This window comes from Clostridium nigeriense, assembly GCF_900086595.1.
Taxonomy (GTDB): Bacteria; Bacillota; Clostridia; order Clostridiales; family Clostridiaceae; genus Clostridium; species Clostridium nigeriense.
This window is the reverse complement of record NZ_LT575472.1, coordinates 947,431-961,776: the sequence shown is the minus strand read 5'-3', so window position 1 is coordinate 961,776 and position 14,346 is coordinate 947,431. Positions and strand designations below refer to the sequence as shown.

Annotated in this window: 13 protein-coding genes; all 13 read right to left on the bottom strand. The window is 26.3% G+C overall.

Features of this window, described 5'->3' with window-relative positions:
* Nucleotides 1-819: 819 nt before the first annotated feature.
* The 13 genes from BN6774_RS04730 to BN6774_RS04670 all read right to left on the bottom strand — a co-directional run bounded on the left by BN6774_RS04730 (nucleotide 820) and on the right by BN6774_RS04670 (nucleotide 14,346).
* Complete coding sequence (locus tag BN6774_RS04730; protein ID WP_084766884.1) at nucleotides 820-1,761, bottom strand: glycosyltransferase family 2 protein; 942 nt, start codon at nucleotides 1,759-1,761, stop codon at nucleotides 820-822.
* A complete protein-coding gene (locus BN6774_RS04725; RefSeq protein ID WP_084766882.1) occupies nucleotides 1,742-2,866 on the bottom strand; it encodes a glycosyltransferase family 4 protein in 1,125 nt (374 codons plus the stop codon). Before BN6774_RS04725 ends, BN6774_RS04730 begins: the two co-directional genes overlap by 20 nt.
* Nucleotides 2,835-4,265, bottom strand: a complete 1,431-nt coding sequence (locus tag BN6774_RS04720; protein ID WP_066890557.1) for an O-antigen polymerase — start codon at nucleotides 4,263-4,265, stop codon at nucleotides 2,835-2,837. The genes BN6774_RS04725 and BN6774_RS04720 overlap by 32 nt, the downstream gene beginning before the upstream one ends.
* Nucleotides 4,266-4,280: 15 nt before the next feature.
* A complete protein-coding gene (gene rfbB / locus BN6774_RS04715) occupies nucleotides 4,281-5,330 on the bottom strand; it encodes a dTDP-glucose 4,6-dehydratase (RefSeq protein ID WP_066890554.1) in 1,050 nt (349 codons plus the stop codon).
* Nucleotides 5,331-5,357: 27 nt separating this feature from the next.
* On the bottom strand, nucleotides 5,358-6,254 hold the full coding sequence (rfbD, locus tag BN6774_RS04710; protein WP_066890551.1) for a dTDP-4-dehydrorhamnose reductase: 897 nt from the start codon (nucleotides 6,252-6,254) through the stop codon (nucleotides 5,358-5,360).
* 29 nt (nucleotides 6,255-6,283) lie between these two features.
* Nucleotides 6,284-6,907 (bottom strand): CatB-related O-acetyltransferase, encoded by a 624-nt coding sequence (locus tag BN6774_RS04705; RefSeq protein WP_159426814.1) that lies wholly within the window; start codon nucleotides 6,905-6,907, stop codon nucleotides 6,284-6,286.
* A gap of 23 nt (nucleotides 6,908-6,930) precedes the next feature.
* Entirely contained in the window at nucleotides 6,931-8,136 is a 1,206-nt protein-coding gene (locus BN6774_RS04700; RefSeq protein WP_066890548.1) for a Coenzyme F420 hydrogenase/dehydrogenase, beta subunit C-terminal domain, read from the bottom strand.
* Between the two features lie 16 nt (nucleotides 8,137-8,152).
* Entirely contained in the window at nucleotides 8,153-9,595 is a 1,443-nt protein-coding gene (locus BN6774_RS04695; RefSeq protein ID WP_066890545.1) for an oligosaccharide flippase family protein, read from the bottom strand.
* A 23-nt stretch (nucleotides 9,596-9,618) separates the two neighbouring features.
* Nucleotides 9,619-10,833: a polysaccharide pyruvyl transferase family protein gene (locus BN6774_RS04690; RefSeq protein ID WP_066890542.1), complete on the bottom strand. Its 1,215-nt coding sequence runs from the start codon at nucleotides 10,831-10,833 to the stop codon at nucleotides 9,619-9,621.
* A 125-nt stretch (nucleotides 10,834-10,958) separates the two neighbouring features.
* The gene (gene rfbC, locus BN6774_RS04685) at nucleotides 10,959-11,525 is read right to left on the bottom strand and encodes a dTDP-4-dehydrorhamnose 3,5-epimerase (protein WP_066890539.1); all 567 of its coding nucleotides are present in this window, start codon (nucleotides 11,523-11,525) and stop codon (nucleotides 10,959-10,961) included.
* A 16-nt stretch (nucleotides 11,526-11,541) separates the two neighbouring features.
* Nucleotides 11,542-12,426: a glucose-1-phosphate thymidylyltransferase RfbA gene (gene rfbA, locus BN6774_RS04680; protein WP_066890536.1), complete on the bottom strand. Its 885-nt coding sequence runs from the start codon at nucleotides 12,424-12,426 to the stop codon at nucleotides 11,542-11,544.
* A 16-nt stretch (nucleotides 12,427-12,442) separates the two neighbouring features.
* Nucleotides 12,443-13,288, bottom strand: a complete 846-nt coding sequence (locus BN6774_RS04675; RefSeq protein ID WP_066890532.1) for a glycosyltransferase family 2 protein — start codon at nucleotides 13,286-13,288, stop codon at nucleotides 12,443-12,445.
* Between the two features lie 2 nt (nucleotides 13,289-13,290).
* The gene (locus BN6774_RS04670; protein ID WP_066890530.1) at nucleotides 13,291-14,346 is read right to left on the bottom strand and encodes a mannose-1-phosphate guanylyltransferase; all 1,056 of its coding nucleotides are present in this window, start codon (nucleotides 14,344-14,346) and stop codon (nucleotides 13,291-13,293) included.

The window sequence follows — 14,346 nt, the reverse complement described above, 5'->3', positions numbered from 1 at the left end:
TATATAAAGTAATACAAGTACCATATTATTGAAAATTATACAAATAATATATTTATGTTGACCTACTTTTAGTAGGAACTATATTTATTTTATCTAGAATCTTGATTCCTTATGAAAAATTTTACTAATATAATAGCTAATTTGATATCTTGATAAAAAAGTTACTGGCTAAGCTAATTCCGATATTAACTATTGAAGAATCTATTATTTTAAGATTTTTAAACTTCTTAATATTAACTGGTGTTTTATAATTTGCTTATTTGCTTTAATAAGTAAATTGGGAAATATATTCTAAAATAAACTTACTGGCTTATTTTTATTTAGTCTTGATAACTGAGAAAAACTTAGCATATTAAATTTTTTTTTTACTTTCGATAACTTTCTGTATCTTATGTTTATTTATTAATTTACTCATTAAAAAGAACAACCTTCAATCATATAATTGAAGGTTATCCTATAATTAAATTTTATATATAAATTTAAATGCTTTTATGCAATACTAAAACTGATACAGCCTCTTTTTTTATTTTTAAATCATTTTTATCTTTGTAGTAGCTTCTTATTCTGTTCTACTTATATACTACTTTACAGTATTCTGAGAAATTATTTTGAATTCATTTATGTTAAGAGAGCCTGTATATATCTCTTATTCTAGAAATAAAGTTTATATAAATACTTACTGTTATTCAAAAATTTATTACAAATCATGAACATAAAATCACCTTATTTTTATTAAAATAATTAAAATGATACATATGATAAAACAACTTCTGCTACTTTTATAGACATTATTTTCAAACCCATAGATTACTATATTTATTATATTTTCATACTATCTTTTAAAATGGCATCTTTAATCCCATAATATAATTCAATAGCTTTTGAAAACTCTCCTTTAAAACACATTATTAGAAATTTTATACCACGTGTAATAATAAATTTTAATTTAATAAAAATAAACATACTTTTTGAATTTTTATTTTTATATTTATTCATAAAAATATATCTTCCTCTATTAGACCATCTAATAGTAAAAGCTGATTGCTCACCCCCACTTGACGATCCAATCTTATGATAAATAACTGCATTGGGATTATACATTATTTTGTATCCGTTCTCCAGTATTTTTGCACAGTAATCTACATCTTCATAGTACATAAAATATTCTTCCGATAAATATTTTTCAAAATTTAGCGATACATTAATTAACATTAAGCACCCTGAAGAAAATGTAACATTTTTTATTTCGTTATATTCTCCATTATCATATTCACCTTCACCACAATGTTGACCTGTATATTTTCTCCAGTTTATATATCCGCCGCCATACCATATCTTTTTTGTATCTGGATAGTATAATATTTTCCCAGTTGCCATTGCAATATTATCTTTATCTTTTTCTACTGTATCTACTAAAATATTTAGGAAATCATCATTAACCAATGTATCAGAGTTTAGTAATAATAAATAATCAGTTTTATTATTCAGTGCATATTTTATTCCTAAGTTATTTCCTCCAGCAAATCCAGTGTTTTTGTTATTTTTAATAAAAATACATTTTTCTTTATTTTTTAAATAAGAATCTAGTTTACTAATTTCATTCTCATTAGAACAATTATCTACAACTATAATATCATAGTTCGGATATTTAATATTATATAAACTATTAATACATTCTATTAAATCGTCAGCCGTATTATAGTTTAATAATATAATACTAACCTTTTTATATTTTTTATCATTATTCATTACTAACTCCATTAATAGCTTCTAAAACTTCATTTGCACATTTATCCCAAGAAAACTTTTTAAGTTGAATTTTAGCTTTTTTCATATATTCTATATATTCTTCATTACTTATATTAATCATAGTTAACAAAGCATTTTCTATATCATCTAATTTATTTGGATCAAACATATAAGCTGCATCTCCAACTACTTCTGGCAATGATGAACTATTAGAACATGCAACTACAGTTTCATTGGTCATCGCTTCTAAAACTGGTAATCCAAATCCCTCATATAGAGATGGATAAACAAATAATTTAGCTGCTTGATATAATAATTTCTTATCCTCATTACTAACAAATCCTAAAAATTTTACTTTATCATTAAGATTTTTCTCATTAACAAGATTAATAAGTTCTTTGCCATAGCCTCCTTCTGTGCCACCAACTATAACTAAAGGAACCTTTAAAATCTCTTTATTTCTATCATATGCTTCTATTACACTATGTAAATTCTTATATCTGTAATGAATTCCTACCATCAGAATATAATTTTCTATATCAAACTTTTCCTTAATATACTTTTTACTATATTCCTTATCAATCTTCTCTTTTGTTTCATCAAATCCATTATATATAACCTTTATCTTATCTTCACTAACATTATATTCTTTAAGTATATCTTTTTTAGTATTTTTAGATACTGTTATAATTAAATCTGAATTATTAATTATTCTCTTTAATATTACCTTATAATAAAAATATTGGTGAATTCTACCTTTAGGAAAGTATAATGGCATTAAATCATGTATAGTAATAATTTGCTTAATTCCCCTTATTGAAACACCATGTTGAGTAGGGGAGTAATGAATAATATTACTCCCTTTATTATCTTTAATCCAATTTTTAAAACTTCTATTTCTTAATATTATATTTTTTATTTTATTATTTGCTTTAACTTTTAAAATTATATTTTTATTATTTTCTTGTAAATCTTCATTATAATTATCTGTATATAGAATTACATCAAAATTATTTTCTAATCTTTCTAATATATTCTTAGAATATACTCCTAATCCTGTAAGTCTATCATTTAAAATTGTTGCATTAAATACATTTTTTTTCTTTATAATGTTCACCAGCCTTTAAAATTAAAAATATAATGTATGGAACTATACAAAACTGTATTATTTCTTTTATTGTGAAATACATTGGATTTCTTATAAATGATACGATTAAATAAGGCACTATAAGACTATACAACAAAGTACCATTTATTGACTTATAGCTATAACTTCTAAGTTTCATAAATAGCATACCAATAATAAACATAAATAAAGCGGTAAAAACTACTCCTCCATTAATTAGATTTTGTGCTGCTAAATTCAATCCACCTACAGGACTTATTATCTCTATAGCACTCAATTCGTTCACTTTTTTAGTAATAAAAAGCATATCCCCTTTATTAGGAAGCAAGAATCGAGGTATTAAAAATATAAAGCCATCTAAAATTGATGCTCCCCATAAATAAGAAATCTTTGTAGAATTGATAACATGCATTGTAGTAAAATTAGTATATGAATTTAGAAAATACTCTAATCCTCCAGATCCACCCATCATATATTTTATCATTGTTTTGAAATCACTTGGAATCAAAGTCTTATAATCTCTATAATATCCTATATAGCCAAGCAGCATTACTCCTATTACACCTAATATAAGTATATGTTTTAATTTTATTTTTCGATATTCATAATTAAAAATAAGCACTAAAGATATACAAGCCATTAATACTTGAATTCTTCCACCTTGAATAAATTTAATTCCAGAAAGAAAAATAAATACATATGGTATAGGCCATTTTAATATGTTTTTTATACTAAACTTCTTTTCGTTTAAAAAAATATAAAATGAGATTATAATACCTGCATAAGCAATTTGAATTCCTGTTGTCATAATACCGACTTCAGCTACTTTCTCAGAATTCCATACATACTTACTAAATAAATATGTTAGTCCTCCCATCTTATGTATTCCTATTAAGAAAAATATTGTTCCTACAAAAGTTAAAAAGTAAGCAAATACTCTTATATTTAATATTCTATGATATTTACATATAAAACTTAAAAAAAAGTTCTTTATATCACAATATATCTTTTTCTTCTTAATAAAGCTAAAATCAAATCTCTTTTTCGGTTCTATGTTACTTCCAAAAATAAATGCCATTAATGTTACTAATCCACATACTAGCATAATTTTTGTTCCAAGGCTTCTATCCATAGCAAGTATGTACCATCTTACTGAATAACTATCCTTTAACTGCTTTATTGGTATATTTAATAAATATATAGAATAATGTATTAGAAATAATGAGCTCAATGAAAAAAGATCTTTTTTCATATCATTAAATATGAACATTGAAAGTATAAATAAATAACCCACTATTAATATAGGTAATGCAGATTCCTTTAGAACTATATATGAGATTAACAATAAAAAAAATAATACTAAATATACAGTTTTCCTATTTTTTATCATAAAACTACTCCAATACTAATTATACATTTCTGTATAATAATTTTGATATTGTCCAGATGTTACATTATTCATCCATCCTTTATTATCTAGGTACCATTTTATAGTCTTAACTATTCCAACTTCAAAAGTAGTTTCTGGATACCACCCTAGTTCTTCTTTTATCTTATTTGGATCGATTCCGTATCTTCTATCGTGACCTTTTCTATCTTCAACAAACTTCTTTAAGTTTTCAGTTACTTTGCTATCTACATTTTCATTAATGTATTTAATAACTGTATCTACTATTTGGATGTTAGTTCTTTCATTATGTCCACCAACATTATAAACTTCTCCAAGTCTTCCGTTATTTATAACCATATCTATAGCCTTAGCATGATCTTCTACGTATAACCAGTCTCTTATGTTTAAACCATCGCCATAGATAGGTAAGTCTTTTAATTGAAGACAATTATTTATTAAAAGTGGTATTAATTTTTCTGGGAATTGGAATGGTCCATAGTTATTAGAACATCTTGTTATGTTAATTGGCATTTTATAAGTATCTCCATATGCCTTTACCATCATATCTGATCCAGCTTTACTTGCTGAATATGGGCTATGTGGATCTAATGGAGTAGTTTCCATAAAGTATCCTGTTTCTCCTAATGATCCATAAACTTCATCTGTTGAAACATGTAAGAATTTAACTCCTTCTTTCCATCCAGCTTCAGTTTCCCAAGCATTTTTTGCACAGTTTAATAAATTTACTGTTCCTAGAACATTAGTCTTAGCAAAAACTTCTGGTTCTCTTATACTTCTATCAACATGAGATTCAGCTGCAAAATGTGCTACATAATCTATTTCATATTTTTCAAATAAAGATGATACTAATTCTGCATCACATATATCCCCTTGAACAAATATATGCCTTAAATCACCTTCAATACTCTTTAAATTTTCTAAATTCCCAGCATACGTTAATTTATCCAAATTTATAATTCTTATATCTTCGTATTTTTTTAGCATATATAATACAAAGTTTGAACCTATAAATCCAGCTCCACCAGTTACTAAATAAGTTTTCATTCCTATCTACTCCCCTTACATATCAAATTAGTTATTATACAAATTACTCATAAAACTCTTTAAAGCTTCTTTCCAATCTCTCATTTCATCGCCAACAGTACATCTAAGCATCATATTATCTAAAGATGAATACTCAGGCCTCTTAGCTGAATTTGGATACATGCTCTTATATTCTTCAGAAGTACATGGATTTACTTTGCAATTTCTTCCTGAAAGATTCATTATTTCTTTTGCAAAATCATACCAACTACATTCACCTTTTCCTGTGCAATGATATATTCCATATTCATCTGTTTCAATAAGTTTTAATATATGATATGCTAAATCATTAGCATTTGTTGGATTTCCAAGCTGATCGTTTACTACGCTTATAGAATCCTTTTGCTCTCCTAGATTCATCATAGTATAAACAAAGTTCTTACCAACATAACCATAAAGCCATGCTGTTCTTACTATATAATATTTAGAAGAAAACTCCCTAACATATTCTTCGCCCTTTAGCTTTGTTTTACCATAAACACTATACGGTACAGTTAAATCAAATTCAGTTAATGGTTTATCTCCAACTCCACTAAAAACATAGTCAGTTGAAACTTGAACTAATTTTGCTCCTATTTCATCTGAAATCATAGCTAAATTTCTAGCTCCAATAGCATTAATTTTAAAAGCTAAGTCTTGATTGCTTTCACAACCATCTACATTAGTTGCCGCTGCACAATTTATAACTACATCTGGCTTTATATCCTTTAAAACCATTCTAACATCATCTAATTTAGTAATATCTAACTCTTCAACATCCAACGAAAAAACTTTAGAATGTCTAATATTATCACTAACTCTTCCTATTTCAGCTTTGCCAGTTTCAATGATTTTTTGAAGTTCATTTCCCAATTGTCCCTTAGAACCTGTTATTAATATTTTCATAGACCGTTCTCCTTAATTAGTAAAATAATTTATTCAAGATTATTAAGAAATAAATCTTTATTCATATATATATCTATTTCTTTTTTTATTTGATTTAAATCATTATCCCACCATTTAGATTCTTTAATTCTTTTTATTTCATTTTCAGAAAACCTATATCCAATTACTTTTCCAGGTACTCCCACAACAATTGCGTAATCTGGAATATCTTTAGTTATTACAGATCCAGCTCCTATCACTGCTCCATCACCTATTTTATTGCATTTTGATAATATTATAGAATTCTGCCCTATCCAAACATCATTTCCAATCACTAGTTTACTTCTTTCAATCTTTTCATCTGAAACAAATCCAACCCTAGGATTGTAAATAAATGGATGGCTCGTTATAAACTCTAACGGATGATTTGCATTAAAAATATAAACATCTTTAGCAAATGAACAGTATTTTCCAATTATTGTGCCACTTGCAATATTTTTATAATTAAAGCATCCACCATAACTCCCTATTCCTATATCGATATTATACCACTTCTTATATAAATCTCTTGTAGTTTCAGACCACATTTCACCTTTTTCAAATTTATTACTTATTTTAATAATAAACTTCCTTATTTTATTTGATTTAATATTATAAAGTATAGAGCGAATCATATTACCCTCCTGAAACATTACAACTATATTCTCTTATTTATTATTCTTTTAATAGTTCCTAATAATGTTCTTATTTTTTTCTTGTTACTCTGTAATTTTGAAGCTTTCTTTATACCATTTTCATATTTAGGTACAGTTCTATTGAAAAACTTCATTGCTATAATTCTAGTTAATAATGTCGTCCTTCTATTAAATTGATATGGCTGAACAAGCTTTAAACTTTCTCTAGGGAAGAATTCAGTTTTTATTTTTTTATCTTCTACTAATTTATTTAGTAGTTCCTCTCCAATACTATTTCTTACTACGACTAAACTCTTTCCACTACCTTCAGCAAAAATTGGATATCCCTTTTCGTCACAGTCCCATCCATCTCCAAAAACTAAGTCTGCTGCCATACCAACACCATCTGGACATACTTTGCATCTTGAATGTAAATATTTATTTAAAATTTTACCCCAACTGTCATCATAAGGCATCTTAAATTCCTTTCCTGAAGTACTTACTGCTGTAGTAAATCCAGGCCAACCATTTCCTCTATATCTAAAATTACTAACTTCATCTTTATTTAAAGAGAATTTTTCCAATACCTTTAATGTCCCTTCAATACTTGGAGTTCCCGCACAAAAGAAAGAAATTTTATAAACAATCTTTTCTTTTATAGATGGCTCTATATTTTCATAATTTCTCAATGCCACTATATCGCATGGACGTCCAACAAATGCATATTTTAGTCCACTCTCTAAATTATTAAGAACTTTATTTAAAGGTGATGCAGGGCAATACTTAGATCCAGTGCTATTTATTATTTTATTTATATCATTTGTTATTTCAACTTTGTTTCCTAAAACATTTTCTTTATCGTCTTCTATATGTATTACGTAATCTACAATCTTCTTTTCTAATAAATAAACTAGGGTTTGAGTAATAGTTCCTCCTGAAGAACCACTAAATCTTATTTCTTCATTTGTAGAATATCCCAGATATATATCCTTATAATCTCCCCATACATGATTTTCTTTATTTTCATTTGCATAAGTTTTAACCCCTGGGCATACTTCTTTTACTAAAGTATCCTCACTTACTTCATTACTTTCATGTATATAATTATTTACAGTTAAAAATCCTTCTTTATTATATTCAATCTTTGAACAATTAGAAAATTTAGTACAAATTCCGCAACCAATACATAAGTTTTCATTTACAACATCATTAATCTTTATTAATTTCATTATTCCTCCAATATATTTAACTTCTCTTAATAAAATTTAAATCTTTCTTACTTATATATCCTATTTTTATAAAAATTATCATTGTAACCAAATAAATAACTCCTCCAAATACTATAAATTTTAATATTGAAGAAATATTAATTATACTACTAATAAAATATATAGGAATTGCTATAATAGCTGGAAGTAAAAATATTTTGATTAATTTTTTATAAGGTAAAACATCTTTTAATTTTATTTCAAAACCTTTAGAAATCTTAACTAACTGCAAGTACACCATAAAATAATGCACTATAACAGTTGATATCGCTGGACCTATAATTCCAAAAATATTTAGGAATATTATATTTAAAATTATATTTAAAACTATTCCCATAATAGAATTTACCATAACATATTTCTGCTGTTTAATAACTATTAATATGTTTCCAAATACAGTGAAATACAATGGAAATTTCAAAAGGTAAATAATAAAAATAGGTGTACTACTTTCTACATATTTATAAGAAAATATTAACTCTATGTATTCTCTAGAAAATAACAACGCAATCCAAAATATTGGGAACATTATCAAAGCAGTTTTTTTACAAGACTCACCCCAAATTGATAATACTTCCTTTGAGTTCTTATTTTCTGCATAGCTCTTAGACATTCTTGGTAAAACAACCGAAGCAATTGAAATAGTTATTATACTAACTAAAGGAATATCAGTAGCTGCATTCGCATATGCTGCATACTCTTCTGGATTAAATCTATTAGATATAAATAAATTGTCTACATACATATTTAAATTTTGTACTAAAGCCACTACTCCTAATGGTATAGCAAATTTAATTTGTTTTACTAATAAACTATATTGTGTCCTAAATTTTAAAGATTCTCTTGACCTTATTATATAGTACATAAACATAGTTCTTAAAAACTCTATTATTACCATAACCAATAAAAGATAATATAAATTTCTTGTACTTATAGTAACGAATCCTAGAGTTAAAAAGTTCACTATGGTATATATAACATATATTTTACCTAATGCAACAGTGCTGTTACTTGATATATATAAATTTTCTAAAAAGCTTGATATTATCATTATAAAAATTTGCAGAGATAGTAAAGTTATATAATTTAAAATATTAGGGTTATTTAATAGTAATGCAACTTTTTCTTTGAATAATACAATAGAAAAACTACTTATTGCAGCTATTAAGCCTAAAATTACTATTGTATTCCCTATTAATCTTTCTTTATCTTTTTTATCTGAAGTAATATAAAAATAACTAATAGTCGTCGGAATACCTACAACGCATATCGATGTAACTAAATTTATTATTAAATTTACTTGTTTATATGTACCATATAAACTTTCAGTAAATAATCTAGCTATAATCATATTAAATATGAGCATAAGAACTCCTCTTATGCCTTTACTAAATGTAAGGATTAAAGAATCTTTTAACACTTATATTCCCCCATAATTATTTATTATTTATTATTTATTATTTCTATAATACTTTCTATCTTTTCTTTTAGTAAGGGAATTTCATTATATAACTTTTCTTTTATTTCTTTTTTATTTTTAAAATTATCTATGATAGAATTTATTATCTCTTTTTCTTCTTGTTTTCTAGGATCTGTTACACAATATCCTAAGCCAATATTATCCCATATTCCTATAAATTTTCTACTATATGCAATTGGACTTGTTGGAACACAACTTGAAATAGCTCCTATACAAGCATGCATTCTACTTCCTATAAAGTAATCACATCCACTTATTATAGCTTTTATTTCATCTTCCCTATAATATCTATCTATTGTTTTAATATTTATATTTAATTTAGAGTTTAATTCCCTTGCTATTTTTTTACACACTCTAAAATCATCTTCTACTTCATTATCTTTAACCATTACATGTGGAATTAATATTATTTCTGAATTAGGTATCTTAGATAATTCTTCAATTAATGAATCTATTAAATGCTTGTAATCTATTTTTAAATTAAACATATTATTTCCATTATATCCACCATTATAAAGTAGAGCACTTACATTTATCCCAATTTTTGTATTTTCGTTATTTTCAACAAATTTTTCTATACTAGTATTACTGTCTGGCTTCATATAAAACGCCATATCTGGAATAAATTCTATTTCTCTATTTATCTTTAGTTCTTCAATAGCAACCTTCTTACTTATTTCATCTCTAACAAAAACTATGTCTGCTTTATTTAAAATATTTTTAGCAACCTTTTTAACCCATAAATTTCTAAATGGTCCTAAAGTTTGTGGCATAATCACCAATTTTTTCTTTAAATTGATTGCAATTACTTTTAGTAAAGAATGTTGTATAAATCTTTTTATTCCATATATATCACTAAAGCTATCTCCTTCGCTTATATCAAGGATCATATCGCTTTCTTTCAACATTTTTATTATATAGTTATCTCCAAATGTCTTACTTTTGAAATAAGTTTCTATTAAATTCTTTTTACCACAAGGAATTTCCATTATATTCTTTTGAATATCATTATATTTAATTGAATTATTAGTCTCTTCTTTTACTGTATAAGATAAAACAACTATTTCTATATCTGTTCCATATTTATCAAGAAGAAGTGTAATCTGCCCTCTTGTTAAAGCGTTTACTCCTTTATTTCCTGAATTTAATGATGCCCCTGCTAAAATTATCTTTTTCATTTTATCTCCTTTGTAATTATTAGCTTAAATTTTATTAGTTTAAAATAATCAATTTTCTATTTTATAAAACTACTCACTAAAATCTAATGAGTAAGTGTGAAAATCAAAATTAAATATTTTGATTTTTACTTATACTCAAAAGGTATATTTAATTCTTTTAAAGTTTTTTGTTTCTTATCTTTTTCAGATAAAAGAATTTCTTCAATTCCTTCTAATGGCCACTCTATTCCTACATCTGGATCATTCCAAAGAAGTCCACTATCATATTCTGGAGCATAGAAATCAGTACATTTATAATTAAAGGTAGCTGTATCTGAAACAACTAAAAATCCATGAGCAAATCCTTCTGGAACATAAAACTGCTTTTTATTTTCTGCTGTTAGTAAAACACCTTCCCACATTCCAAAAGTAGGTGAACCCTTTCTTAAGTCTACAGCAACATCATAAACAGCCCCTTCAGTTACTCTTACTAATTTCCCTTGAGTATACTTAGTTTGAAAATGCATTCCTCTTAAAACACCTTTTTTAGACTTTGATTCATTATCTTGAACAAATTCCATTGATAATCCAGCTGCAACAAAATCATTTTTGTTGTAACTTTCCATAAAGTAACCTCTGTTATCTCCAAAAACCTTAGGCTCTATTATGTATAAGTCTTTAATTTTTGTTTCTATAAAATTAAAATTGCCCATAAATTCATCTCCTAATTTATCTTATCTTAGCTTCCAACTCTTCCACTACATCTATTAAGTATTTTCCATATCCTGTTTTCATTAATGATTTAGCAAGTTCTTTAACTTCTTCAGAAGTTATCCAACCTTTTCTATAAGCTATCTCTTCTAAACAAGCTATATATGTTCCTTGCGTATTTTGAACAGCTTCTACAAAATTAGATGCTTGCAACATAGAACCATGAGTTCCTGTATCAAGCCAAGCCATTCCCCTACCTAATAAATTTACTTTTAGATTTCCTTCTTCCATATAAACTCTATTTAAATCAGTAATCTCAAGTTCTCCTCTAGCTGATGGAGTTAATACCTTAGCCTTTTTAACTACAGAATTATCATAGAAATAAAGTCCTGGAACTGCATATTTAGATTTTGGTTTTTCAGGTTTTTCTTCTAGAGAAATAACCTTATTATTTTCATCGAACTCAACAACACCAAAAGCCCTTGGATCTTGAACATAATAACCAAACACAATAGCCCCCTTCTCTAATGAAGCAGCTTCCTTTAAATGATTAGAAAAACTTTGCCCATAAAATATATTATCGCCTAAAATCATAGCGACATTATCATCACCAATAAATTCTTCTCCTATTATGAATGCTTCTGCTAATCCATTGGGTTGTTCTTGAATTGCATATTCTATCTTTAGTCCAAATTCTGAGCCATCATTAAATAATTCTTTAAAGTTAACTATATCCCTTGGTGTAGATATAATTAGTATCTCCCTAATGCCAGCTAACATAAGCACAGACATTGGGTAATAAATCATAGGCTTATCATAAATTGGCACCATTTGCTTTGACATTGCCTTTGTTACTGGATACAATCTTGTTCCTGATCCACCTGCTAATATTATTCCCTTCATATAATATATTCCTCCTCTATAGTTTACCTATTTTCATACCGATAAACCTTGCTATAAAATTCATAAAAACTTTCGGTAAAAAGTATAATCTATTTTCCTCTTTTATCCTTTTAATTATGTACATAAATACATCTAATCCACGTTCATTAACACTATATTTATTTATGTACGAGTTTTCTTTAAAAAACTTCCCAATATCTCTATATCTCTTGAAAGTATCTTTAAATGACAATTCATGAGAATGGACTACTATAGATTCAGCTTCATAACTAATTTTACATCCATTCATAATTAGTTTATACGCAAAATACATATCCTCATTAGTAGGTAGATTTTTTCCATCATATCCATTTAACTCTAAAAATATATCCTTTAGTATAGCTGATGAAGCATCTGAAAAAAAGAATGTCATTAATCCTAACTCTTTTATATCATCTTTTGATACTATTCTAGATTCTGCTGGATAATTAATTTCTCTAGTATATTTTTCTATAGTATGGTTATCATATGCTATCTGTCTACTAAATGCAGCACTACATTTTTTATTTTCAATACTTTTTACTAATTCATATAACCAATTTTGATTTTCTATTTTTATATCTTGAGTTATAAAAACTAATATTTCTCCTTTAGCTTCAAATGCAGCTTTTTCTCTAACTAAACTATGTGAAAAATCTTTAGATTTTATTTTTATATACTCCACATTTAATTTTTTAAGAATATCTTCACTACTATCTTTTGACTCTGTAAGAATAAATTTGACTTCTAATACATTAACCTTTTCTTGTTTTTTAATATTTTTATACAAATTTTCAATATAACTTTCTCCATTATATACAGGACATATGATACTGATATCCAAACTTATTCCTCCATATACTTAATTTTATCTAATTCTTCTTTTGCTTGTTTAATTTCTTGTTCCTTGCTTTTAGATGAAATCATTATGTATTCTTCAGTTTCAACAATAATTATATCCTTGACTCCATTAACTACTATTGGTTTTCTTGATAAAATAATGTTATTACTAGAATTATAAGTGATTCCATTAGCTATGAATACATTTCCATTTTCATCCTTTTCGGCATATCTCTCTAAACTGTTCCAACTTCCAACATCATCCCATCCAAAATCACAAGGAATAACATATATTGATTCCGCCTTTTCCATAACTCCATAGTCTATTGATATAAAGTCAGTTTTATTATAATTATTATCTATTATAGTTTGTAAATCTTCATACTTACATGATATAACACCTTTTAATGCATCATAAGTATTCGGTAAAAATTCCCTAATCAAATCAATTATATATAAAGAATTCCATAAAAACATTCCACTATTCCATAAATAGTTTCCACTTGATAAGTATTTTAAAGCATTTTCATAATTAGGCTTTTCTACAAATTTGATTGCTTTGCTAACCCCTTTGCAATTTCCATCATTCACCTTTATATACCCATAACCTGTCTCAGGTCTGTTAGGTCTAATACCAAAAGTTATAATAGACTCTTTATTATTTATCAAATAATTACTGGCTACTTTAATTACATTAATAAAATCATCTTCTTTTGATACTAAGTGATCCGCTGGTAAAACTAAAATATTACAATTAGGGTAATACTTGTTTATTAAAATTGAAGACAGTGCTATACAAGGTGCTGTATTCATTCCAAACGGCTCTACTATTATATTTTTATCTGGAATATTAGGTAATTGCTTTTTTACTAAATCAATATACTTTCTAGATGTACAGATAAATACTTTTTCAATATCTATATATCCCTCTAATCTATCTACAGTCATTTGTAACATAGATTTATTGCCTAATAATTTTAAAAATTGCTTAGGCTTTTCTTCAGTCGATACTGGCCAAAATCTAGTCCCTTTTCCCCCCGCCATAATAAGTGCACAATTCAT

Coding starts and splice junctions, on each gene's coding strand:
- BN6774_RS04705 (WP_159426814.1), bottom strand. CDS start 6,907: ATGATTCGCTCTATACTTTATAATATTAAATCAAATAAAATAAGGAAG.
- rfbC (WP_066890539.1), bottom strand. CDS start 11,525: ATGGGCAATTTTAATTTTATAGAAACAAAAATTAAAGACTTATACATA.
- BN6774_RS04670 (WP_066890530.1), bottom strand. CDS start 14,346: ATGAATTGTGCACTTATTATGGCGGGGGGAAAAGGGACTAGATTTTGG.
- rfbA (WP_066890536.1), bottom strand. CDS start 12,426: ATGAAGGGAATAATATTAGCAGGTGGATCAGGAACAAGATTGTATCCA.
- BN6774_RS04730 (WP_084766884.1), bottom strand. CDS start 1,761: ATGGAGTTAGTAATGAATAATGATAAAAAATATAAAAAGGTTAGTATT.
- BN6774_RS04700 (WP_066890548.1), bottom strand. CDS start 8,136: ATGAAATTAATAAAGATTAATGATGTTGTAAATGAAAACTTATGTATT.
- rfbD (WP_066890551.1), bottom strand. CDS start 6,254: ATGAAAATATTAATAACAGGTTCTAAGGGACAATTGGGAAATGAACTT.
- rfbB (WP_066890554.1), bottom strand. CDS start 5,330: ATGAAAACTTATTTAGTAACTGGTGGAGCTGGATTTATAGGTTCAAAC.
- BN6774_RS04720 (WP_066890557.1), bottom strand. CDS start 4,265: ATGATAAAAAATAGGAAAACTGTATATTTAGTATTATTTTTTTTATTG.
- BN6774_RS04690 (WP_066890542.1), bottom strand. CDS start 10,833: ATGAAAAAGATAATTTTAGCAGGGGCATCATTAAATTCAGGAAATAAA.